This window comes from Rhodococcus jostii NBRC 16295 (assembly GCF_001894825.1).
Classification (GTDB): domain Bacteria; phylum Actinomycetota; class Actinomycetes; order Mycobacteriales; family Mycobacteriaceae; genus Rhodococcus_F; species Rhodococcus_F jostii.
In genome coordinates, this window is record NZ_BCWY01000078.1 from 13,275 (window position 1) to 36,639 (window position 23,365).

Below are 23,365 nucleotides of genomic sequence, written 5' to 3' on the forward strand. Positions count from 1 at the left end.
CATGACCGAAGATCACGACACCCCAACGACATTGGTTCTCGAGCGAACCCCCGTAGACGGCAACTGCCCACGATGCGGCGCCGAGGAACTTCGCCGCTACCCCGTGGTGTCCGAGGGCGGCTGGTTCCAGGTCCTCAAATGCCAGAACTGCCTGCTGTCCCTGGATCGGTCACCGTGGTCCCGACTCGGGCCGATCCAACTTCTCACCGACCTGCTCTAACGAAGGATTCCACGATGATTGCAGTCGATGTCGGCGGCACATTCACCGACGTTGTCGCATTACGCGACGGACAAATCAAGACCGCGAAGGTCACCACCGATTACGCCGAGGTGTTCGGGCCGGTCCTCGAGGGCGCCGCGGCGCTCGGCGTCGAGGACGCCAGCGTCTTCAACCACGCGAGCACTCACGGCCTGAACGCGGTGATCACTCGGCGGCTGCCCAAGATCGGATTTCTCACGACCGAAGGGCACCGCGACATCCTCGACATGGGACGGGTGTGGCGCCCGGCGCACGCCATCCTGGACTCGCGCTGGCGGCGAAGCTTCGGTGACGCCGCGCGACCGCTGGTTCAGCGGTACCTGCGGCGCGGCATCCACGAGCGGATCACCGCCGACGGCGGCGTGCTCTTCGAACTGGACGAAGCCCAGGCCCGCACCGAACTGGAAGTACTCCGGAGCTGCGGCGTCACCGGTGTCGCCATCTGCCTGATCAACGCCTACGTGAACCCGGCGCACGAGGAGCGTCTCCGCGAACTGGTCCGCGAGGTTCTCGGCGACGTTCCGTGCTCGATCTCCAGCGAGGTCTCCCCGCTCGCCAAGGAGTACGCGCGGGCGTCGACCACGGTGATCGACACGCTGATGAAGATCATCTACACCGACTACACGGCCAAGCTGGAGAAGGGACTTGCGGACCTCGGCTTCAGTGGGGAACTCAACTTCGCCGACTGCGCGGCCACCCTCGTTCCGTCCAGTCGCGCGATGGAACTGCCCTACCGCATCGTCTTCTCCGGTCCTGCTGCCGGCACCGTCGGGTGTGCCCACTTCGGCGGGCTGATCGGCGAGAAGAACCTGCTCTGCGCGGACGTCGGCGGCACGTCGATCGACATCAGTGTGGTCACGGCGGGTGAACCGTTCGTCAACACCAGCTTCGAACTCGAGCACGACCTCGTCGTGAACGCACTGGCGAACGACATCTCCAGCATCGGCGCCGGCGGCGGCAGCATCGTCGCGATCGGGCCTGCGGGCGAAATCCAGGTCGGCCCGGACAGCGCAGGATCCTCCCCCGGGCCCGCCTGCTACGGACGCGGCGGAACCCAGCCGACCACCACCGACACCTGCCTGATGATCGGGATCATCGACCCCGCCCGGTTCGCCGGCGGCGCGGTGAACCTCGATCCGGCGCTGTCCCTGCAGGCCTTCGAGAACCTCGATTCGGATTTCACGCTGGCGCAGAAGGTCCGCTACGCCTACGAAATGGCCGTCAACAACATGGCGGAGGGCGTATTCAACGTCGCGATCAAGAACGGTGTGGACCCCCGCGACTACAGCCTCGTCGCTTTCGGCGCGGCCGGCCCGATGCTGTTGCCCGCGGTGCTCGACACGGTGCACTGCAAGCAGGTGATCGTGCCACCGAATCCGGGCCTGTTCTCGGCGTTGGGCCTGCTGTCCGCGGACCAGGTGTTCACAGCCAACCGCAGCGCCTACATGCTGCTCACTCCCGAGGCCGCCCCGGCGATCGACACGTTGTTCGGCGAGATGGAAGCGCAACTGCGCGAAGGGCTCGACGAGGGAACAGGTGTGACGTTCCACCGCAGCATGGACGCCCACCTCGCCGGCCAGAGCTGGGAGACACCGTTCGTCCCGGTTCCGGACGGCGTCATCGACGCCGACGCGATCACCACCATGGTCCAGTCGTTCCACGACACCTACGAGAACCGTTCGGGCAACCGATTCGAATCGATGCCCGTCGAGGGCGTGACGTTCCGGGTCCGGGCAGTCCTCGATACCCCGAAGGTCGCCTACCCGGAGGCCCCGCAGCGCGGCGACGTGCCGCTGAAACCGGTCCGGACGACGGTTCTGCGCTACCTCGGCGACATCGACGCCGACGGTGAGGGAGCACAGACCGCCGACGTGTACGACCGCGACACACTGTGCGCCGGAGACGTAGTCGAAGGCCCGGCCATCGTCGACGAAGGCCTGTCGACGACGCACATCGGTGCCACCCAGCGGGCGACCGTCGGCCGCTACGGCGAACTGATCATCCGGAGGAAGTGAACCCATGACCACTCTCGAAACGTCCCCGGCGAACGCGGTGGCCGAACAGGCTCGGCTGCGTGACATCTCGGACTCCCAGTTCACCGATGCCTACGGCTGTGACCGCTTCACGGCGGCGGTGATTCTCAATCGGCTGCGGTACGCGGTGGAACACATGTCCACCGGATTCATGCGTGAAGCCTTCTCCCCGATCATCCGCGACTGGTACGACTTCGCGTGCACCATCAGCGGTCCACCCGATCACAACTATCCGATGGCCGTGGTCAGCAACAGCCTCGTGGTCTTCCTCGGCACACTGGGCGACGCCGTACGCAACACGGTCGAGGAGTTCGGACTCGAAAACCTGTCCCCGGGAGACGTGCTCATCTGCAACGACCCCTACCGCGGTGGAACCCACGTCAACGACGTATGTTTCATCCGCCCGGTCTTCGTCGACGGCAAGATCGTCTCATTCGTGAACATGCGCGCGCACCAACTCGACATGGGCGGCACCGTACCGGGCGGATTCTCCGCCACGAAGGCGAACGTATACGAGAACGGTCTCGTCATCCCGCCGATGCTGTTGTGGTCCAAGGACGAACCGGTGCGCTCGACGTTCAGTTTGGTCTTCGACAACACGCGGTGGGGTGGGATGCTGCTGCCCGACTTCAAGAGCATCTACCAGCAACTCAAACTCGGTGAGCAGCTCGTGCTCGAGAACATCGCACGCTACGGTCTCGACGCCTATCTGGGAACACTGACGTACGCCTGCGACACCTCGGCGGAACGTATGCGCGACGCGATCGCACTCGTGCCGGACGGCGACTACGAGGGATCGGCTGTGATCGACGCCGACGGTGTCGACGACAGCATCGACTACACGGTCAAGGTGACCCTGCGCAAACGTGGCCGGGACATCGAGGTGGACCTGTCGGGCACCTCTCCGCAAGCACGCACCTGCATCAATTGCGGTGTGCTCGATACCAAGACGGCCGTCGGCGTCGCTCTGACGATGTTGCTGGACCCGGAGGTTCCGTTCACGTCCGGGACCTGGCGCAACATAGACCTCGCCACCCCGCCGGGCACGCTGGTCTCGTCGTTACCGCCCGACGGCGGAATCATGATGTTCTGGGAGGCGTCCGGCGCGGTCGTGTCCGCCGTCTTCGATGCGCTCAATCCGGCTCTCGGCGAGAAGGGTGTGGCCGGCGACTACGGTTCCACCAACACCCACAACGCCTCCGGCGTGAGCGCCGACGGGACGCCGTGGACCAGTGCCACCCAGTGCGGCGGTGAGCACGGTCCCTGGGGTGCCACGAAAGAGGGCGACGGTGACAGCTACACCGTCCTGTTCTTCCTCAACAATCTCGACCCCGCCACCGAAACCATCGAGCACGACTCCCCCGTCGTGATGCTCCGCAAGGAACACGCGACCGATACCGGCGGTCCCGGCACGTTCCGCGGGGGCGCGGCCAACCTCAAGGACACGCTCTGGCTGAGCGAGGGCAACCACTACCTGTCGCCCTTCCGCACGAAGGTCCCGAGCGGAGTCGGCGCCAACGGCGGCGAACCGGGGCCGAACGGCGCCATCTGGATCTTCCCGCCGGAGGACGACGCGGTCGATCGCCCGCGGATGATCGGCACGTCCGCCGACGTCTACGCCGACAGCGTCCCGGTCGCCGGGGTGCTCGACCCCGAGACGAAGGCCCTGGATCCGGACGACGGCGTCTACCACTACTTCGCCAGTCGTCAAGTGTGGCAGACGAAGACGGGGTCCATCCTGCGGTGCCTGACCAACGGCGGCGGCGGTTGGGGCGACCCGTTCGCCCGCGAGCCCGAGCGTGTGCTCGCCGACGTCCGCAACGAGTACGTCAGCGTGGCGGGCGCGGCTCGCGACTACGGGGTCGTCGTGATCGGCGACCCGCGGTCCGATCCCGAGGGGCTGCGCGTCGACGTGCAGGCCACAGCGGCGCTCCGAAACCGGCCGAGCTGAGTGTGTGCGGCCCGAGCAGTTGCTCTACCTGACACGAGGAGGAAGAAGACAATGCAGGGAATCACGTTTCCGGGGGATGGCCGAGTCGTTCTCAAGGAGTTCCCGGCACCCCAACCGGGGCCGGGAGAAGTAGTCGTTCGGATGCGGGCGTCCGGGATGTGCGGCAGCGATCTCCATTTCTACCGGGGCGCGGTGTCTTTCGGAGGGAGCGCCGACACCATTCAGGGGCACGAGCCCTGCGGTGACGTACACGCTGTCGGGGAGGGGGTGTCCCCCGGCACGGCTGCCGTCGGCGACCGCGTCATGATCCACCACTACTGGGGTTGCGACGTGTGCGAGCAGTGTCGCTCCGGATGGCCGCAGATGTGCGACCGCGGAAACGCCCAGACGATGAGCATCACCACCCACGGCGGGCACGCACCGTACGCCGTCGTGCCTGCCAGGACACTCCTGCCGCTTCCCGACGGCCTCAGCTACAAGGCGGGCGCAGCGATCGGCTGCGGCACCGGAACGGCGTGGGGAGGTCTCATGCGGCTGGGCGACATCGGCGGGAAAACGCTGGTCGTCTTCGGGCAGGGCCCGGTCGGACTGTCCGGGACCATGCTCGCCTCGGCACTCGGGGCCCGGGTCATCGCGGTCGACGTCAACAATTCGAGACTGGAACGCGCACGCAAGTTCGGCGCGAGTGAGGTCGTCAACTCGGCCGAGGTGGACCTGGCCACGACAATCGCCGATCTCGCCGGCCGCCGGGGCGTGGAGCTGATCCTGGAAACCTCCGGAGTAGCCGGCGGCGACGCGCTGAGCATCCTCGGGAAGTGGGGACGGGCCTGCTTCATCGGACTCCCCGGGGAAGTGCACTTCCGGACCGAGGAACAGTACAAGAAGCAGTGGACGATCATGACGTCCTGGACGATGTCCACGATCCAGCAGCGGCGCTGCGCCGAGTTCGTCGTCGAGCACGGACTCCCGATCGACGACCTCTACACCCACAGCTGGTCGCTGGACCAGGCCGCCGAGGCGTACGAGTGGTTCGACAAGCAATCCGACGGCAAGGGGGTCTTCGAATTCTGACACCCGGCCCGGCCACCGAATCAACGACAACCCTCGGCCGCACCGGCCGACCACGACCGTTTCGGCCTGCGGCCGGACGGGAGGAGAACGAATGCTGACACAAGACGAAACACCACTTGCAGTACCTGATTTCATTCAGGGCGCGAAGAAGAATCTGATCGGTGGCAAGTGGATAGAAGCGACATCCGGCCGGCAGATCGACACCGTCAATCCGGCGACAGGGCAAGTGCTCTGCAGTATCGCCAGGGGTGACGCGACGGATGTCGACCGTGCCGTCTCGGCGGCCCGCCAAGCATTCGAGGGTGAATGGAGTCGATGGACGCCGCATCAGCGCCGCAAGTTGATACTGAAGATTCATGACATCGTCCTCGATCACTTCGACGAACTGGCACTGATCGAGACGATGGACATGGGCGCGCCGCTGTCCCGGACTCGAGGACTCGCCGAGTGGACCTCGCAGGTTCTGCAGTTCTTCGCCTCCCAGTGCGACGCCGCGACCGTGGCGACACCCCCGAACTCGCTTCCCGGGGATTTCCTCACGCTCAAATCCCTCGCCCCCGTCGGCGTGGTCGGCGGGATCATTCCCTGGAACGGCCCCCTGATCGGCCTGTGGTGGATCTTCGGCCCGGCACTCGCTACCGGATGCACCGCCGTTCTCAAGCCTGCCGAGGATGCCTCACTGTCGGTGCTGCGGGTGGCCGAGCTGATGATGGAAGCCGGTGTGCCCGACGGCGTGATCAACGTCGTGACAGGGTACGGCGCCGATGCGGGCCAGGCTCTGGCGGAACATCGGGACGTCGACCGGATCGCGTTCACCGGATCGATCGGCACCGCGCAGACCATCGTCCGCGCGTCGGCCGGCAACCTCAAGCGTCTGCAACTGGAGCTGGGCGGCAAGTCGCCCGACATCGTCTTCGCCGATGCCGATCTGGACAAGGCCGTGCCCGGCGCCGCCATGGGTGTGTTCACCAACAGCGGCCAGGTCTGTGTCGCAGGCACGCGGATCTTCGTTCAACGTTCGATCCACGACGAGTTCGTCGAGCGCATGCAGGAGTTCACGAAGACCATCCGCGTGGGAGACGGACTCGACCCGAATACCCAGTTGGGGCCGTTGATTTCGGAGCGGCAGCTCGATCGGGTCATGCACTACATCGACCTCGGCGGAGGCGAGGGTGCGCAGCTGGCAGCCGGTGGCAAGCGCCTCGGCGGCGAACTGGCATCGGGTTACTTCGTCGAGCCGACCGTCTTCGCCGGCGCGTCCAACGACATGACCATCGCCAGGGAGGAGATCTTCGGGCCGGTCGCCTCGGTGATCCCGTTCGACGACATGGACGACGCGCTGCAACTCGCGAACGACACACCGTTCGGGCTTGCGGGCGGTGTGTGGACCCGCAGCCTGTCCACCGCGCACAAGGTCTCGCAGAACATCAAGGCCGGAACGATCTGGGTCAACTGCTACGGCGTCCTCGACCCGGCCATCGGCTTCGGCGGCACCAAGATGAGCGGGTACGGCTGGAAGGGAGCCCGCGAGCACGTGGAGGGCTACCTGTATCCGAAGGCCGTCTACATCAATCTCGACTAGCGCGGGTGGCGGCAGGGCCGATCCCTTCTGGCGCGTTGGAGTGTGCGCACGACAGGGCTCGCCCTGCCACCATTGGTGCCGACCACCACGGCAACCGATCAGGCGGCCCAGGGCACGTCAGTGATCGTGCCAGGCGGCTACCTCGTCGAGCGACGCCCGTTCCGTGCGGTAGCTGTTCGCCGGGTGGTCGAGGTCGGCGTATCCGAAGGAGATCCCCAGGAGAATCTTGCGGTCGTCGGGGATGCCGAAGTGCTCGCGAATGAAAGGGGATTGGCTCGCCAAGGCGGCTTGCGGGATCGTGGCGATCCCCAGACTTCGCGCCGCGAGCAGGAGAGTACCGACGTAGAGCCCCGAATCCACGGCACCGTAGACGCCCTGCTCGGCGTCGGTCGTGATGATCGCGACATGCGGGGCGCCGAACAGGCGAAAGTTCTCGAACGATTGGCGCGCAGACGCGGCGCGATCACCACGCTCGACCCCCACGGCCTGATAGAGCTGCCATCCGCTTGCCCGGCGCCGGTCGTGGTAGACACCGCGGTACTCTGCCGGCGCATCGAATTCGAATGCGGCACTGTGGTGTCGTGCGTACTCCGCAAGACCGTCGCGGAATCGCTCGGTCCCCGCTCCACTGGTCACGATCACCTGCCAGGGCTGCGTGTTGCACCACGACGCGGATCGCTGCGCAAGGGTGAGCATGCGCTCGATGACTGGTCGGGGAACCTCGCGCGCCTCGAACGCGCGGCAACTCCATCGAGTTGCCAACAGGTTCTCCAGCACAGCGATCCCACCGTCGACGGTACCCAGCGCAGTCACTTCGGTCGATACATCGGCAGACATCGATCATTCACCCATCGTCGTTGGATTACAGAATGTGTGCTCGCGCACCTCGGTGCGCGAGCGGGATCAGGGTTCGACGAACAGAACGTTCGCCCGCACCAGTTCGTCGAGCGGCTTGTGCTGCATGGCCGTGCCTCCGTGAGTCGAGTTACAATATAATACATTATCGAGTAACTGAGTCGTCAAGGGAGTCGACTCCCGCCTGCACCGATGGTCGCGCCGCACTCCTCGGAGTGCAACCATCGCAACATATTGGCTACCTGGCCTATGTCGTCGTCGTCATGCTTGGTCGTCATCCTGCTCGTGTCGACCATTCATTCGAACAAGGACACGAACCAAGAGCCCCTGCGGAAACCTGCGCTTCCCTGATTATTTCGTGTCCGGTCCACCGTGCGGCTTCAGGAATGCTGATGTTCGGAGTTGTCGGACGCGGTCCAACTGGAGAGCAGGCGCAGAGCCTCCTCCGAGGAGGAGCCCGGTGCCGCGGTGAACCCGAACAGCGTGAGACCGGCAGCGCTGGCGACCTCGAGCGCCTCGAAACGCAGGGTCAGGTCGCCGACGACGGGATGATGGAACCGCTTGGTGCCGCGCCGGTGCGCCTTGATGTCGTGCGTCGCCCAGCGTGTGCGGAACTCGTCGCTGCGGGTTGCCAGCTCGCCGACGAGACCGGTGACCGCAGCCGAGTACGGCGACCGCGCCGCCTCGACCCGCAGCATCGCGACGGCGTCGTCGGCAGCGTGGTTCCAGTCGGGGAACGTCTCGTCGGCGCGAGAGTCGAGGAAGACGAAGCGGGCCAGGTTGGGCACGCCGTCCGCGCGGTCGAACACGTCGGCATACAACGCCCGACCCAGCGCGTTGACACCGACGATGTCGAGGTGGCCGTTCAGCACGACCGCGGGAGCGGTGATCATCGCGTCGACGAGGGCCTGGACCGGCTCCGGAACCTCGACGCGCGCCCGGGGAGCATTACGCCTGCGGGGCCTGGTGGACGCCGCGCGGGCCAGCGTGAAGAGGTGTTTCGTCTCTTCGTCGTCGAGCCGCAGCGCGGTCGCGATGGCGTGTAGCACTTCGTCGGACACCCCTGAAACGCCGCCGCGCTCGATCTGCACGTAGTATTCGGCGCTCACGCCGGCGAGCAGCGCGACTTCCTCGCGGCGTAGCCCGGCGACCCGACGACGGCCGCCCGCGGGCAGGCCCACCTGGTCGGGCATGATGCGTGCGCGCCGGGTCGTCAGGAAGTCCTTGATCTCCTTGGCGATCTCCATATCACCAGCTTAGGGACGGTCGGCAGCCCGAGGGAGAGGCTGCGGGTACCCCCGATAACCGGCCTCTGGCACGGGCACGCGGACCGCAGCACAGTGATGAGTGCGCGGCTCGGGGACATCCACCGCGACACATCCGGCGGATCCCGCCGGGCGACGAAGGGAATGGTTTCATGGCCACGGACAGGATCGAGACCGCGAGCGTGAAGGCGCTGTACTGGAACATCGCGGCGGACATCTACTTTCCGCCGAATTTCGACGAGTCGAAGCAGTACCCCGCCATCATCAGTGCGCATCCGATCGGCAGCTGCAAGGAGCAGACTTCCGGCAACGTGTACGGCACCGCGCTCGCCGACGCCGGCTACGTGGTGATCGCGTTCGACGCCAGCTTCCAGGGCGCCAGCGGCGGCGAGCCCCGGTTCGTCGAGGACCCCACGCAACGGGTCCAGGACTTCAGCTACGTCGTCGACCACCTGGTCACGCTGCCGTACGTGGACGACGATCGGATCGGCGTGCTCGGCATCTGCGGAGGTGGCGGGTACTCGATCAGCGCGGCGATGACCGAACGGCGGATCAAGGTCGTCGGCAGTCTCGTGGGGGTGAACTTCGGACACCTGCTGCACGAGGCATTCAGCGGCTACGACCCGATCACGACATTGGAGGGGATCGCCGCGCAGCGTACCGCCGAGGCCCGGGGCGCCGAACCGGACGTCGAAAACCTGCTACCTCCGACCGTCGACGCCGCGGCCGGCATGGGCATCGACGTAGTCGAGGCAACCGAGTACTACAAGACCGGTCGCGGCGAGAAGCCGAACGGTTCGACCCGAAGCCTGGTGTCGCGACGGGCGGCCGGGTATGGATGGGACGCGTTCGCCCACGCCGAGGTGTTGCTCACCCAGCCGTTGTGCGTCGTCGTCGGCGACAAGCCCGGCGCGTTCGGCTCCTACCGGGACGGCCTCGAGATCTACCGTCGCGCAGGCTGCAAGAACAAACAGCTCGTGGTGGCCGAGGGCTGGTCGCACTACGACCTGTACGACAAGCCCGAACCGGTCGGGCAGGCCCTCGACGCACTGATCCCCTTCTACGACAAAAACCTCTGATCGCACACAATCAGGAGAACCCAGCAATGGACACCATTACCTTCCCGAACGGCCCGATCACATGGCCGGTAACCTGCATCTTCCCGCCGACTTCGATCCGGAGGGCAGCTACGCGGCAATCGTCACCGTGCACCCGGGCGGCGGTGTGAAGGAGCAGACCGCCGGTCTGTACGCCGCGAAGCTGGCCGAGGAGGGCTTCGTGGCCCTCGCGTACGACGCCTCGTTCCAGGGCGAGAGCGGCGGCGAGCCCCACCACCTCGAGGACCCGTTCGCGCGGGTCGAGGACGTCCGTGCCGCCGTCGACTTCCTCCAGAGTCTGAAGTACGTCGACGCTGACCGGATCGGCGTCCTCGGCGTCTGCGCCGGCGGCGGGTACGCGGTGAACGCCGCCCTGACCGATTACCGGATCAAGGCCGTCACCACCGTCAGCGCCGTGAACATCGGCACCTCGTTCCGTCGCGGCTGGTACGGAACCGACTCCGACGCGGCCGCGGTGCCCACGTTGGAAGCAGTCGCTCAGCAGCGGACCGCCGAAGCCCAGGGTGCAGATCCGGCGTACATCCCCTACGTTCCGGAGCAGCCGGATGAGGACACGCCCCGCGACCTGGTCGAGGCGCACGACTATTACCTCACTCCGCGGGCGCAGCACCCGAACGCGAAGAACACGCAGCTGTTCACCAAGAGCATCTCCCGGATCTTCACGTTCGACGCTTTCCATCTGGTCGAGGACCTGTTCACCGCGCCGCTGCTGATCGTCGCGGGCAGTGACGCCGGTTCCCTGTGGATGTCCACCGAATTGCACGGCCGGGTTCGCAGCCCCAAGAAGCTGGTGGTCGTCGAGGGTGGCGCCCACATGGACTTCTACGATGTGCCGAAGTACGTCGACCGTGCTGTGGCGGAGGCGACCCCGTTCTTCCGGGAGAACCTCACGACTCGCCCCGACCAGAACTGAACCTCGAGCCCGATTCGTTCCTCCCGAACTACTGAGACACCCTGTAGCTCAGGAGGATTCGGCATTCCTCGCCCCGGTCATCTTCCGCTACAGACTCAACGGACCTCGCTCGCGATCTGCCGGTTGCGGCTCCGATCACGCGCCGGATCTGCAAGCGACACCGCGAGTAGCGCCGACACCGCACCGATGGCGCCGATCAGCTGAAAGGTCAACTGGTAACCCGCCACAGGCGTCGCGGCGGAGTCGAGGATGATCCCGGTCGCCAAGGGCCCGATGACACCGCCCAACGACTGCATCGCGAGGAAGATCCCCAAAGTCCCCGCCAATTGACGGGGAGGACAGATCTCCGACATCGTGGCGGTGAAGAGCGGGAAGGCCGCAATGGCCAGGCCGTACGCCAGCGATATCGCGGTGACGGTGAGCATGCGCGACGGGATCGACGGCAGCGCGAGCAACAGGCATCCGGCGATGATGATGCCGATCGCGGGTGCGATGACCCGGACCGCGCGCACCGACCAGCCACGCGCTACCGCGCGATCGCTGAGAACCGAGCCACCGATCAGGGCCGCGAAACCGACGAAGCTCGGGAACGCGAACATCCAGCCCGACTGGAGCTGCGAGTACCCGAGACCATTTTCGAAATACGAGGGAAGCCACTGCAGGACAACGCTGATCAGCATGTACGCCGGGATCACCGCGAGGAGCCCTCCCAGGAAGGTGCGCGATTGCACGATGTGGCGCCACGGCACCGCGGGCTCGGTGGCGGCATCCGCGGTACCGGGCTTGCCCACCCCGAGGTACGGGCCGGGGAACCAGGTGATCAGCCACGGCACAACCCACAGCGCGGACGCCGCGGCGAGCACCAGCACGGTGGCCCGCCAGCCGTGGGCATGCATGACGAATGCCAGCACCGGAACGATGGCGATCTTGGCGATCGTCGTGCCCGACGTGATGAGTGCGCCCGGAAGCCCCCGCTTGGCCGGGGCATGCCACGAATACGCGGCCGTGTGCTGCAGGGCAGAAGCCGGCCCCTCGGTCATCCCCAGGAGCGTGCGGCTGATCAGGAGCGCGGCGAAGGTGGCCCACACGATCAACGGCAACAGCACCGCACTCCACAGGATCGCGATCAGCGCGATCGCCCACTTCAGGGTGAGCATCCGGTTCAGCGGACCGGCGAGGAACCCGCCGAGAGAGTAAGCGAGGAAGAAGATGCTGCCGGTCATACCGATCTGCGTGGCCGACAGGTGCAACTCCTCCCGGAGTGGCACCGTAATCAATCCGAAGACGGCCTTGTCGGCCGAACTGAGGGCGTACAGGGTCACCAGGAGGCCGGTCAACCCCCATGCCCTACGCCGAGATTCGGGTCGGCTGCGCACGCGCCGTGTCGATGCGTCGGGCATCGATGGTGCCGTTGGTGACATGTCCGGGTCCTATCTGATCATGTGCATGCAAATCAGCACGTGCAGGAAGCGAGGGAGTCGCCTACGTCCGGCCATCGATTGCGGGCAGGTCCGGGACTCGATGCCATTCAGGCTCGCTCAGGTGAGCGGTGCCCGGCCGTGACGAAGGGCCCGAGCGTCGAAGCCCCGCGTCCTGAAGGATGCGGGGCTTCGCACGTCGGCCGCCGGCGGCGTCGGTCAGACGTACGCCGCGATGGCTTCGGCCTGCTCGATGATGCCCTCGGCGGTCTTCACGTGCGCGATGTCGATGTGCTGGCCCTCGAAGTCGACGGCCGCGCTGCCGGCCGCCTCGGCCACCTTGAACGCCTCGATCATGCGGCGGTAGAAGTCCACTTGCTCGGGGGACGGTGTGAACACGTCGTTGGCGACGGCGATGTGCGAGGGGTGAATGCACACCATTCCGCGGTAGCCGAGCTGCTTGTTGTCCAGGCAGAACTGCCGGGCACCGTCGAGGTCCTTGATGTCTTGCCACACGCCGGCAACGGGATGGTGCAGGCCCGCCGCGCGGGCTGCGAGGACGATGCGGCTCCGGAGGTACAGCGTCTCCAGGCCGGCCGGGGTGAATTCGAAGCCCAGTTCGCGGCCCACGTCCGCGCTCGGTCCGGTGGCGCCCAGCAGGCTGCGGATGCGCGGGGTGGCGGCCGCCATCTCCTCGCAGTGCGCCATCGCGACCGCCGTCTCGTAGCTCACGATGAGGCCCACGCTGCCGGCTTCGACTCCTTCCCGCGCCTCGATGTGCGACACGACGGCGTCGATACGGACGAGTTCCTCGGCGTCGAATACCTTGGGCAAGAACAACCCTGCCAGACCCGGCTGGATCACGGCCTCGAGGTCCTTGCCCTGGATTCCGGACACGGACGCGTTGGGCCGCACCCACAGGTCGGCGCGGACACCCTCGGCGTGCAGACGGTCGATGGTGTCGGCGACGACCAGACGCGCCTCGTCCTTGTCTGCGGTGGGCACCGAGTCCTCCAGGTCGAGGATCAGGGCGTCGGCACCGGAGGCCAGGCCCTTGTCGGCCCAGCTCGGCTTGTGGCCCGGCACGAACAGCATGGAACGGTACGGCTTCATGAACACTCCTCAGTGATATGCGAATTCGAAGGAATCAGGACTCGTCGGCGAAGAGGACGCCGCGCTCGAGTAGTGCGTCGATCTCCTCGACGGGGAGCACCTCGCTCGCCACGGCACGGGTGTCGGAGCCGACCTTGGGCGCGCGGGCACCGCGGTCCGGTCGCTCGCCGTCGAAGGTCCACGGCGGGCGGATCAGAGGCAGACCGTCGGGCTGCCACTCGACCAGCTTCAGGTGCTCGACCTGCTCGTGCTCCAGATAGCCGGTCATCGACAGAACCGGTGCGAACGGCACGTCGGCCTCGGTGAGGACCTTCTCCCAGTAGTCCTTCGACTGCTTGGCGAACTCCGCCTCGACGATCGGCACGAGCTCGAAGTAGTTCGACTCCCGCGGCCGGTACTCGCCGAACCGGGGGTCCTCGGTCAGGTCCATGCGGTCCATGGCGCGGCACAGCGCGTGCCAGAACTTCTGCGACGACGACAGGTGAACGGCCAGGTACTCGCCGGTCGACGTCGGGACGCAGAAGTTCTGCGCCTGCGGGTGCCTGCTTGTGCGGGCGGGGTTGTTGCCGAGCTCGAAGGACTGGGTGATGCCGTCGACGGTGAGCGCGCTGACCGCCTCCATGATCGACGTCTCCATCCGCTGCGGCCGGCCGGTCTTCAGTCGCCCCACCAGGGCCGCGAGGACGCCGGTGGCAGTGCTCAGGCCCGTGACGAGGTCCGCGCTCAGGCCACCGGCCAGTTGCGGGTGGTCGCCGTCGCTGAACAGCGAGTACAGACCGCCGAACGCGTGGCCGATCGTGTCGTAGGCGGGGCGGTTGGCGAGCGGTCCGCCGGCACCGAACCCGGTGACCGAGCCGTACACGATGTCGGGGCGGAGGGCGCGGCAGTCCTCGGGGCCCAGCCCCATGGCCGCCACCTTGCCCGGGCGCAGGTTCTCGAGGACCACGTCGAAGTGCGGTATCAGCGCCTTGACCAGCGCGACGCCCTCTTCCGACTTCAGGTCGACCGACAGACTGCGCTTTCCGGTGTTGTACTGCCGGAAGTACGGGCTACCGTCATTCTGGTGACGGCGGAAATCCTCGCCCACCACGGGGCGCTCGACCTTGACCACCTCGGCGCCGAGCGCGCACAGTATCGACGTCCCGAATGGGAGCGCGATGTACCCCCCGATCTCGAGTATCCGGATACCGTCGAGTGGCTTGTGCTGCATGTTGCCTCACCTTCGTGTCGAACCTAAATATTATATATCATCTGCAGTGCGGTCAAGCCCCGCTCGCTTCGACGCCGGCGGCTGCAATCCATGCCCCGCGAGATCGCGAGGGCCTTCCCTCAGAGTGTGAAACATAATATACTTTACATGGCGCAGCGCACATCGAGCGCACCCGAGACCCGGTCACGTCTATGACGAAGCGAATGCGAAGGAGCACGATGAGTGCGCAGACAGAACTGCAGCCAGAACTGTGGCAGGGCCGGTACGACGCGCTGTTCATCGGCGGGCAGTGGGTGCAGCCGGCATCCGAACGCACCTTCGAGGTGATCTCGCCGGCCACAGAACAGCTCGTTGCGCGGGTGCCGGAGGGCGTCGAGGCCGACATCGATGCGGCCGTCACCGCTGCGCGCGAGGCGTTCGACAAGGGGCCCTGGCCTCGGATGTCGCTCGAGGAGCGCATCACGGTCCTGCGGAAACTCAGCGCGGAACTCGCCGCGCGTGAGAGCGAGACGGCCCGGCTGGTCAGCGCCGAGATGGGGTGTCCGATCACCCTGTCCACGAAGATGCAGTCCATCGGCCCCCGCATGCTTCTGGATTCCTTCCTGGACATCGCGCCCACCTACCCGTGGAGCGATACCCGCACGTCGGCATCCGGCAGCGCGCTGGTGACCCGCGAGCCGGTCGGCGTTGTCGCCGCCGTCGTGCCGTGGAACGCACCGCTGCTCATCACCATGATCAAGCTCGCCCCGGCGTTGCTCGCCGGCTGCACCATGGTGGTCAAGCCCTCCCCCGAGACTCCGCTGGACGCGTATCTGCTCGGCGACATGCTCGACAAGATCGGCCTGCCCGAGGGTGTCGTGAACATCGTCCCTGCCCAGCGCGAGGTCAGCGAGTACCTGGTGCGGCATCCCGGCGTCGACAAGGTGTCGTTCACCGGGTCGACCCCGGCGGGCCGTCGCATCGCCTCGCTCTGTGGCCACGACCTTCGCCGTGTGACCCTCGAACTGGGCGGCAAGTCCGCCGCGGTGTTGCTCGACGACGCCGACCTCGATGCCGCAGTCGCTGCGATCCGCGCCGTGTCACTGCGCAACAGCGGCCAGGTGTGCAGCAACAAGACCCGCATCGTCGTTGCCCGCTCGCGGCGCGACGAACTCCACGATCGCCTGCTGGAGCTGATCGGCTCGATGCCGGTCGGCGACCCGTTCGACCCGGCCACCGAAATCGGTCCGATGGTCAGCGACCGCCACCGCAGCCGTGTCGAGGGCTATATCGCCGACGCGAAGACGTCCGGCGCCTCCCTGCTGGTGGGCGGCGGCCGCCCCGAAGGCCTCGACCGCGGTTGGTACGTCGAGCCCACGATCTTCGCCGACGTCGATCCCTTCGCGAAGATCGCGCAGGAGGAGATCTTCGGCCCGGTTCTCACCGTGCACACGTTCGACACCGAGGCCGAGGCGATCGACATCGCGAACAATTCGGAATACGGCCTCAACGGCTCGGTCTTCGCCGCCGATCCCGAGCACGCGCTGTCGGTGGCCCGCCACATCCGCACCGGCACAATCGAAGTCAACGGCAGCCCGGTGGGCTTCACCGCCCCGATCGGTGGTTTCAAGAACAGCGGCATCGGGCGCGAGGCCGGCCTCGAGGGCTTCGACGCCTACGTCGAGCTCAAGTCATACGGCATCCCGGCCGGGCTGCTCGGTTCGCTTTCCTGACCCCCAACACCGAAAAGGACACACACATGGGCACCCTCCCACCCGTCGAAGAAGCCGTCGCCCGGCTCGTCACCGACCTGACCTTCGACACCATCCCCGCCGACGCGCTCGCCGGCGCGCGACGCCTGATGCAAGACCAGCTCGCCCTCCAGGTCGGAAGCGCATCGCTGCCCTGGAGCCAGGCGGTGCTCGAGTTGACGCGCGCTGCGCACGTCCCAGGCAAGGCCCATGTCGCCGCCACCGGCGACCAGATGAGCGCCGCGGACGCCGCGTTCGTCAACGCCACCTACGGCCACGGCTTCGAATACGACGACGCCCACCGGGCCAGCTCGTCGCACCCCGGCAGCACCGTCGTCTCCGCCGCACTCGCGGTCGGCGAGGAACTCGGCGCCACGATGCGCGACGTGATCACCGGCATCGTCGCCGGCTACGAGGTGTACACCCGCATCGGCAACCTCGCCGCACCCGAACTGCTCGAACGAGGCTTCCACCCGCACGGGCTGCTGTCGAACTTCGGCGCGGCCGCCGTCGTCGCCAAGATGCGCGGTTTCGACGTCGAGACCACCGTGCACGCCCTCGCCATCGCGCTCAGCCACGCCTCCGGCACCACCGAATACACGTCGTCCGGCGGCTCGATCAAACGCGTCCACTCCGGCATCGGCACCCGCAACGGCATCCGCGCGGCTGAGATGGCCGCCGCCGGCATCACCGGCCCGACCACATTCCTCACCGGCGGGAAGGGCTTCTACCGCACCTTCGTCGGCCGCCCCGTCGCCGACGCCGCCGCCACATTCGGCCTCGACAGGACCTTCGAGATCACCCGCGTCTGGATCAAACCCTACTGCTGCTGCGGCATCAACCACGCCTACATCGACGGCGCCCGCCAGCTCGCCGCCCGCGCCGCCGACATCGACTCGGTGCTCCTGGGCATCCAGACCGGCGGCGACGTGGTCATCGGCAACAAGAACGCCAACGCCTACGCACCCAAGATCATCGAGCACCTGCAATACAGCCTGCCGTTCCAATTCGCCCTGTCGACGCTCGGCAAGGGCAACGGCTTCTCCACCCACCACGCCTACATGGCCGGACGACTCGACATCGGCGCCGGCAGCGACGTCGCCGCCCTCGCGCAGAAGGTCAAGATCGAGGTCGAACCGGAACTGGACAAGGCCTACCCGGGCCGGTGGGTCGGCGACATCACCGTGACCTACACCGACGGCACCACCGAAACCCTGTTCATCGACAACCCCACCGGCACCGCCGAGAACCCGATGTCGCAGGAGGACCTCGATGCGAAGTTCCGCGACGTCACCTCGGCCTCACTGGGCACCGATCGTGGCGACACCCTGCTGCAGGCCATCCAGAGCGGCGACCCCGACATGCCCGCCTCCGACTTCGCAGCCCTGCTGAAGGTCTGATTCCCTCCGGCCGCCGGCCCCCACCGGGCCGGCGGCCGATGACGAGAAAGAGAGCTGATGGACGCCCAGACCACAGCGCGGCCGATCCCCGTGGAGTTCACAGGAACCGGTGGGGTCCGCCTTGCCGGCGATCGGTGGGAACCCGACGATCTGCTGACCGATTCGACAGAGGGGACCGTCCTTCTCCTCCACGGCGGCGGCCAGACCCGGCACTCGTGGGATCGCACGGCGGCGCGACTGGCCGAGGGTGGCTGGCGCGCAGTCACTCTCGATGCGCGCGGGCACGGAGACAGCGAATGGGCGCCGGAATATTCGGCCGAGCTTTTCGCGGCCGACCTCGAGGCGGTACTCGCCGAACTCGGCGGCCGGGTTGTCGTCGTAGGCGCCTCGCTGGGCGGCCGGACGGGTATCGTCGTCGCGGGCGGACGCCCCCGTTCCCTCGCCGGGTTGGTGCTGGTCGACATCACGCATCGGATCGACCGCGCCGGCCAGCGGAGGGTCCGCGACTTCCTGGGCGCGGCGCCCAACGGGTTCGCGTCACTCGACGACGCGTCCGCGGCTATCGATGCCTTCCGCGGCACGCCACCCCGCCGTCGCCGCAGCGACGGGTTACGAAAGAACCTGCGTCTCAGAGGCGACGGCCGCTGGTACTGGCACTGGGACCCGGCCTTCGTCGGCTACGCGGACAACCGCGGCAACTCCGATGAGCGCCGACTCGCCGCCCTGGCCACCCGGATCACGGTTCCCACCTTGATAGTTCACGGAACCAGATCGGAGATCGTCTCGCGGAAGGCGGTCGACGAGATGCTCGCCCTGGTGCCGAACTCCGAGGCCGTCGAAGTGGACGCGGGGCACATGATCGCCGGCGACGACAACGAGGCATTCGCCCTGCACCTCGAAGGCTTCCTCGAACGGGCTCTCCCGTCGCGCTGAGCAGAGTCACCTCCGTCACGACACCCGTTCGATGAGATTCACCTTGACGTGGTCCGGTCGCGCGAGGGTGCGGTCGGGCACGAGTTCGACCACTGCCTTGACCCCCAGCGCCGACCGGACCCGCTGCTCGATCGACGACCGCAGGTCGTCCTGCTGCTCGGTACCGAGTCCGTCGGAATACTCCACGACCAGCATGAGCGGCCTCTGGGTCGAATGCCCCTCGAAGTCGACGCGGATACGCATCTCGCCGGTGGTGGCCAGCGCCAGCTCCGACACCAATTGCTTGACCGCGGAAGGAAAGAGGTTGATGCCGCGCACGATCAGCATGTCGTCGGTCCGGCCGACGCACCGCACCTTGTACCCGGTGCGGCCACATGCGCAGTCGGTGCCGGTGACCACCACGTGGTCGCGGGTGCGGAACCGCAGCAGCGGCGACGCCTGCCTGCGCAGCGCCGTGTACACCAACTCTCCCCGCGCGCCCGCCACGGGCGCGACGATCTCGTCGGTCTCCGGATCGATCAGCTCGGCCACCATCAGGTCCGGGGAGAGGAAGTGCATCCCGCCTCGCACCCGCCCCAGTAGATGCAGGCGATGTCGGTGCCGCCGAGCATCTCCCGCGACGTGGCGCCCCACAACGACTCGAGCTTGCCGCGGACCGCGGGCAGACCGCCACCGGGCTCGCCGCCCACGCTGATCGCGCGCACACCCAGATCGCGGGCCTGCAGGCCGAGGATCGCCGGCGCCTGCTCGGCCAGATACGCCAGGAAGTTCGGCGTGCCGATCAGCGCGTCGGGCCGCTGGTCCGCCTGCACACGCAGGAGTCGCTCGGCGCCCGCCTCCGCGCCGATCGGAATGTCGACGATGCCCATGTACTGCGCCATCTGCACGACGGGGATCCCGCCGACGAAGCCCTTGCTCATCCCGAAGCCGTGCAGCAACCGGTCGCCGGGTCGAAAACCGTTGGCGTACAAGGCCCGCGCTCCGAGTTCGCACCAGACGTCGATGTCGCGCCGCGTCAACCCGACGTAGGACGGGCTGCCGGTGGTGCCCGACGACGCCTGGATCTGCACGATGTCGACGGCATCGGCCGCGACATGGTTTCCCAGCGGCGGCGTGGCCGCCAGACTGTCCCGCAGTTCCTGCTTCTCGGTGAACGGCAGGACCGCGAGGTCCTCCACCGTGCGCACACGGGTGACGTCGACGGAACGCTCGGCGAACTTCGCCTTGTAGAAGTCGCTGCGGGCGGCCAGATAGTCGAGTTGCTCGCGCAGCCGACGGTTCTGCAGATCCGCAGCGTCGCCGGGCGCGAGCGATTCGACCGCGCTCCAGTGCCGTGCCGAATGGGGAACAGCCATGGTGCGATCCCTCTTCCTACTCGAATTCGGCCCGGATGGCGTTGGTGTGCGCGCCGAGGGCGGGCACCGCGCCGCTGCGCACCGGCCAGCCGTCGGCCACCGCGGGCGGCAGCAGCGCCGGCACCGGGCCGGACGGGGTACCCACCTCACGCCACCGTCCCCGCTCGACCAGCTGCGGGTGCTCGGCCAGGTCGCGCACGCTGTTGAGCCGGGCGTTGCCGATCCCCGCGGCGTCCGCCGTCTTCTGGATCTCCGCCAGCGTGTGCTCCGCGCACCACGCCCCCACGACCGCGTCCAGTTCGTCACGCGCCTCGACGCGATTGTCGTTGTGCACGTACGGCGGTTCGTCGACGAGCTCCGGCCGGCCGATCATCTCGGCGAGGCGTCGCCACTCCCGGTCGTTGGTGGTCCCGAGCACCGCGGTCTGCCCGTCGGAGGTGGGGTACGCGCCATAGGGCGCGATCATCGGTGAGCCCATGCCGACCGGCACCGGCTCGGTGCCGGCGTGGATCACCTGATTGAGGGCGAACCCCATCATCTCGGCGACGGTGTCGAGCATGGCGATCGGGATGACCGCTCCGCGTCCGGTCCGCTCCCGGTCGTAGAGCGCCGCCAGCACCGCCGAGTACGCGTACAGCGCCGTGCCGACGTCGGCCACCGGTATGCCCGGCTTGGCCGGATGCCCCGGTGTACCGGTGATGCTGCAGGACCCGCCCTCCGCCTGGATGAGCAGGTCGTACGCCCTCTTGTGGTCGAGGGGACCGCCCTTCCCGTAGCCGGAGATGTCGACCACGATCAGGCGCGGGAAGTCACGCGAGAGGTCCCGGGTGCCGATCCCCAGCCGGTCGAGCGCACCGGGCGCGAGGTTACTGACCACGACGTCGGCGGTGGCGAGAATGTTCCGGAAGATCCCCATGTCGGCTGCGGACTTGAGGTCCAGCGCCGCCGACTCCTTACCGTGATTCAACCACGTGAAGTGTGCGGACATCCCGCCGACCACGGAGTCGTACGCGCGCGTCGAGTCGCCGTAGCCCGGGGCCTCCACCTTGATCACGCGTGCCCCGAGGTCGGCGAGGTGGCGCGTGCAGAGAGGCGCCGAGATGGCCTGCTCCAGTCCGACCACGGTGATGCCGGCGAGCGGCCCCTGCGTTTCCTGTTCGGTTCCAGTCACGAGAACTTCGGCTCCCGCTTCTCGCGATGCGAGGACACGCCCTCGACCACGTCGGGACCACCGAAGCCGTAGAACTCCAACCCCAGTGACGCGTCGAAGATCGGCATGGCCTGCCGGTACCAGCCGTTGAGGGCCATCTTGGTGCCCTGGATACCGGCCCGGGAGCCGGCGGCCAGCTTCCGCGCGATCTCCATCGCCCGGTCCTGCACCTGGTCGTCGTCGACGCACAGCGACACCATGCCGATCCGCTCCGCCTCCTCACCGGTGAGCACCTCGTTGGTGAGCAGGTGGTACTTGGCCTTCGCCATGCTCGTCAGCAACGGCCAGCAGATGGCCGCATGGTCCCCGGCGGCGACACCCAACCGGACGTGGCCGTCGACGATCTTGGTGCGACGGCCCGCGACGGAGATGTCGGCGAGCAGCGCGGCCACGAGGCCGGCACCGGCGGCCGGTCCGTTGATCGCGGAGATGATCGGCTGCGGGACCTCGATGATGTTGCGCACCAGGTCGCGTGCCTCACGCATCACCCGGGTCCGCGACGCGTAGTCGCCGATCATGGCCTCGACGAGGTCGAAACTGCCGCCCGCCGAAAACGCCCGCTCACCGGCGCCGCGAATGACCACGGCGCGCACCGACTGGTCGAGACCGATCACCGGCCAGATGTCGGCCAGCTCGCGGTGCGCGTCCGGGCCCACCGCGTTGAGGTTCGGCCCGTCCAGCATGATGCGGAGAATGCCTTCTTCCGGGCGATCTACCTTCACGGACGTGAAGTCCTCGTAGCTGGTCACTGGTGCTTCCTTCCTGGGAAATTCTCGGGTCGATCGGTGTGCCGGCGATTCGGTCAGTCGCCGAGGCCCCACCGCGACGCGACGTCCGCGGTGGCGACCGTGCCCACCCGCGGTGTCTCGGGTTCGCGAGCGGGTGTGCCGCTGAAACGCGGCGCGGGCATCGGATGCAGGACACCGCCGACGGTCCGGTACACGCCGCGCTGGGTGTTGTGGGGATCCACCGCGGCCTCGTCGAACGTGAGCACCGGGGTGACGCAGGCATCGGTACCCGCGAACACCTTCTCCCATTCGTCACGGGTGCGGCACTCGACCGCGTCGCCGATGAGCTTCCGCAAATGCGGCCACGCGGCGCGATCGTTCTGGTCGGGCCAGTCGGCGGTATCGACGCCGAGGCGCGAGGTGAACTCCCGGTAGAAATCGGGTTCGAGCGCGCCGACGGCGATGTAGCCGCCTTCCGCGCACCGGTAGGTGTCGTAGAACGGTGCTCCGGAGTCGAGGAAGTTCGTCCCCGGATCGTCCGAGTAGAGGCCCGCGGCGCGCAGGCCCTGGAGCTTGGCGGTCAGGGCCGCGACGCCGTCGACCATCGCGGCGTCGATCACCTGCCCCCGCCCCGTGCGGGCGGCGGAGACCAGGGCGCACGCAATGCCGTACGCGCCCATGGCGCCGCCTGCCGCGTAGTCACCGAGCAGGTTGATCGGCGGACGCGGCGCACTGTCGGACCGTGCCATGGCGTGCAACGCGCCGGACTGCGCCACGTAGTTGATGTCGTGTCCGGCGTCCCGCGAACGCGGCCCCGTCTGTCCGTAGCCGGTCAGCCGCACGTAGACGAGGCGCTCGTTGCGTGCCATCACCTCGTCCGGTCCGAGCCCGAGCCGTTCGGTCACGCCGGGCCGGTATCCCTCGATGAAAACGTCCGCGGCTTCGGCCAGGCGCAGCACACTCTCGCGTCCGTCCGGGTCCTTGAGGTCGACGGCCACCGCGTCGACGCCCCGGTTCACCACGTCGACTTCCTCGGTCAGACCGTCCGTCTGGCTGAGGGCGCGGGCCGACCGGTTCGGTGGCCGCACCACACGCACCACGTCGGCTCCCATGTCGGCGAGCAGCATCGAGACGTACGGCACCGGGCCCATTCCCGCGAGCACCAGTGTCCGGACTCCAGCCAGCGGACCGGTCATCGTCACACTCCTTCGTCGGTGGGGC

Annotated in this window: 19 protein-coding genes and 1 pseudogene; 10 read left to right on the top strand and 10 right to left on the bottom strand. The window is 67.4% G+C overall.

Features of this window, described 5'->3' with window-relative positions:
- Nucleotide 1 precedes the first annotated feature (1 nt).
- The 5 genes from RJ1_RS48160 (at nucleotide 2) to RJ1_RS34380 (ending at nucleotide 6,896) form a co-directional block, all read left to right on the top strand.
- Nucleotides 2-220: a hypothetical protein gene (locus tag RJ1_RS48160; protein WP_073366915.1), complete on the top strand. Its 219-nt coding sequence runs from the start codon at nucleotides 2-4 to the stop codon at nucleotides 218-220.
- 14 nt (nucleotides 221-234) lie between these two features.
- Complete coding sequence (locus RJ1_RS34365; protein WP_073366916.1) at nucleotides 235-2,274, top strand: hydantoinase/oxoprolinase family protein; 2,040 nt, start codon at nucleotides 235-237, stop codon at nucleotides 2,272-2,274.
- A gap of 4 nt (nucleotides 2,275-2,278) precedes the next feature.
- Nucleotides 2,279-4,243 (top strand): hydantoinase B/oxoprolinase family protein, encoded by a 1,965-nt coding sequence (locus RJ1_RS34370; protein ID WP_073366917.1) that lies wholly within the window; start codon nucleotides 2,279-2,281, stop codon nucleotides 4,241-4,243.
- Nucleotides 4,244-4,294: 51 nt separating this feature from the next.
- Nucleotides 4,295-5,314: a zinc-dependent alcohol dehydrogenase family protein gene (locus RJ1_RS34375; protein ID WP_061045670.1), complete on the top strand. Its 1,020-nt coding sequence runs from the start codon at nucleotides 4,295-4,297 to the stop codon at nucleotides 5,312-5,314.
- A gap of 91 nt (nucleotides 5,315-5,405) precedes the next feature.
- On the top strand, nucleotides 5,406-6,896 hold the full coding sequence (locus RJ1_RS34380) for an aldehyde dehydrogenase family protein (RefSeq protein WP_073366918.1): 1,491 nt from the start codon (nucleotides 5,406-5,408) through the stop codon (nucleotides 6,894-6,896).
- A 117-nt stretch (nucleotides 6,897-7,013) separates the two neighbouring features.
- On the opposite strand, the gene RJ1_RS34385 is transcribed toward RJ1_RS34380, so the two are convergent.
- Both RJ1_RS34385 and RJ1_RS34390 read right to left on the bottom strand, forming a co-directional pair.
- Nucleotides 7,014-7,733, bottom strand: a complete 720-nt coding sequence (locus RJ1_RS34385) for a nitroreductase (protein ID WP_073366919.1) — start codon at nucleotides 7,731-7,733, stop codon at nucleotides 7,014-7,016.
- Nucleotides 7,734-8,131: 398 nt separating this feature from the next.
- On the bottom strand, nucleotides 8,132-8,998 hold the full coding sequence (locus tag RJ1_RS34390) for a helix-turn-helix domain-containing protein (protein ID WP_073366920.1): 867 nt from the start codon (nucleotides 8,996-8,998) through the stop codon (nucleotides 8,132-8,134).
- A gap of 170 nt (nucleotides 8,999-9,168) precedes the next feature.
- Here RJ1_RS34390 and RJ1_RS34395 point away from each other — a divergent pair, with 170 nt between their 5' ends.
- Both RJ1_RS34395 and RJ1_RS34400 read left to right on the top strand, forming a co-directional pair.
- Nucleotides 9,169-10,095 carry an alpha/beta hydrolase gene (locus RJ1_RS34395; protein ID WP_205415374.1) on the top strand — a complete coding sequence of 309 codons (927 nt, stop codon included), beginning with the start codon at nucleotides 9,169-9,171 and terminating at the stop codon, nucleotides 10,093-10,095.
- A 46-nt stretch (nucleotides 10,096-10,141) separates the two neighbouring features.
- Nucleotides 10,142-11,047: pseudogene (locus RJ1_RS34400) on the top strand (alpha/beta hydrolase); the annotation flags it as partial.
- 95 nt (nucleotides 11,048-11,142) lie between these two features.
- Here RJ1_RS34400 and RJ1_RS34405 read toward each other — a convergent pair.
- The 3 genes from RJ1_RS34405 to RJ1_RS34415 all read right to left on the bottom strand — a co-directional run bounded on the left by RJ1_RS34405 (nucleotide 11,143) and on the right by RJ1_RS34415 (nucleotide 14,788).
- Entirely contained in the window at nucleotides 11,143-12,384 is a 1,242-nt protein-coding gene (locus RJ1_RS34405) for an MFS transporter (RefSeq protein WP_240319876.1), read from the bottom strand.
- Nucleotides 12,385-12,684: 300 nt separating this feature from the next.
- Complete coding sequence (locus tag RJ1_RS34410) at nucleotides 12,685-13,578, bottom strand: HpcH/HpaI aldolase/citrate lyase family protein (RefSeq protein ID WP_073366939.1); 894 nt, start codon at nucleotides 13,576-13,578, stop codon at nucleotides 12,685-12,687.
- Between the two features lie 34 nt (nucleotides 13,579-13,612).
- A complete protein-coding gene (locus RJ1_RS34415) occupies nucleotides 13,613-14,788 on the bottom strand; it encodes a CaiB/BaiF CoA transferase family protein (protein WP_073366923.1) in 1,176 nt (391 codons plus the stop codon).
- Between the two features lie 218 nt (nucleotides 14,789-15,006).
- Here RJ1_RS34415 and RJ1_RS34420 point away from each other — a divergent pair, with 218 nt between their 5' ends.
- The 3 genes from RJ1_RS34420 to RJ1_RS34430 are packed head-to-tail and all read left to right on the top strand — an operon-like array spanning nucleotide 15,007 to nucleotide 18,851.
- Complete coding sequence (locus tag RJ1_RS34420) at nucleotides 15,007-16,500, top strand: aldehyde dehydrogenase (RefSeq protein WP_073366924.1); 1,494 nt, start codon at nucleotides 15,007-15,009, stop codon at nucleotides 16,498-16,500.
- A gap of 26 nt (nucleotides 16,501-16,526) precedes the next feature.
- Entirely contained in the window at nucleotides 16,527-17,918 is a 1,392-nt protein-coding gene (locus RJ1_RS34425) for an MmgE/PrpD family protein (protein ID WP_073366925.1), read from the top strand.
- A gap of 57 nt (nucleotides 17,919-17,975) precedes the next feature.
- On the top strand, nucleotides 17,976-18,851 hold the full coding sequence (locus RJ1_RS34430; RefSeq protein WP_073366926.1) for an alpha/beta fold hydrolase: 876 nt from the start codon (nucleotides 17,976-17,978) through the stop codon (nucleotides 18,849-18,851).
- Nucleotides 18,852-18,866: 15 nt separating this feature from the next.
- Here the strand turns inward: RJ1_RS34430 and RJ1_RS48165 are convergent, their stop codons facing one another.
- From RJ1_RS48165 to RJ1_RS34450, 5 genes are read right to left on the bottom strand one after another with little or no spacing between them, the layout of a single operon-like run.
- Nucleotides 18,867-19,409, bottom strand: a complete 543-nt coding sequence (locus RJ1_RS48165) for a phenylacetate--CoA ligase family protein (protein ID WP_240319875.1) — start codon at nucleotides 19,407-19,409, stop codon at nucleotides 18,867-18,869.
- Nucleotides 19,385-20,206, bottom strand: coding sequence for a phenylacetate--CoA ligase family protein (locus tag RJ1_RS48170; RefSeq protein ID WP_240319874.1), 822 nt, complete (start codon nucleotides 20,204-20,206; stop codon nucleotides 19,385-19,387). Before RJ1_RS48170 ends, RJ1_RS48165 begins: the two co-directional genes overlap by 25 nt.
- A gap of 16 nt (nucleotides 20,207-20,222) precedes the next feature.
- The gene (locus tag RJ1_RS34440; protein ID WP_073366927.1) at nucleotides 20,223-21,377 is read right to left on the bottom strand and encodes a CaiB/BaiF CoA transferase family protein; all 1,155 of its coding nucleotides are present in this window, start codon (nucleotides 21,375-21,377) and stop codon (nucleotides 20,223-20,225) included.
- The gene (locus RJ1_RS34445) at nucleotides 21,374-22,165 is read right to left on the bottom strand and encodes an enoyl-CoA hydratase/isomerase family protein (protein ID WP_073366928.1); all 792 of its coding nucleotides are present in this window, start codon (nucleotides 22,163-22,165) and stop codon (nucleotides 21,374-21,376) included. Before RJ1_RS34445 ends, RJ1_RS34440 begins: the two co-directional genes overlap by 4 nt.
- 53 nt (nucleotides 22,166-22,218) lie before the next feature.
- A complete protein-coding gene (locus RJ1_RS34450; protein ID WP_073366929.1) occupies nucleotides 22,219-23,340 on the bottom strand; it encodes a CaiB/BaiF CoA transferase family protein in 1,122 nt (373 codons plus the stop codon).
- Between the last annotated feature and the right edge of the window lie 25 nt (nucleotides 23,341-23,365).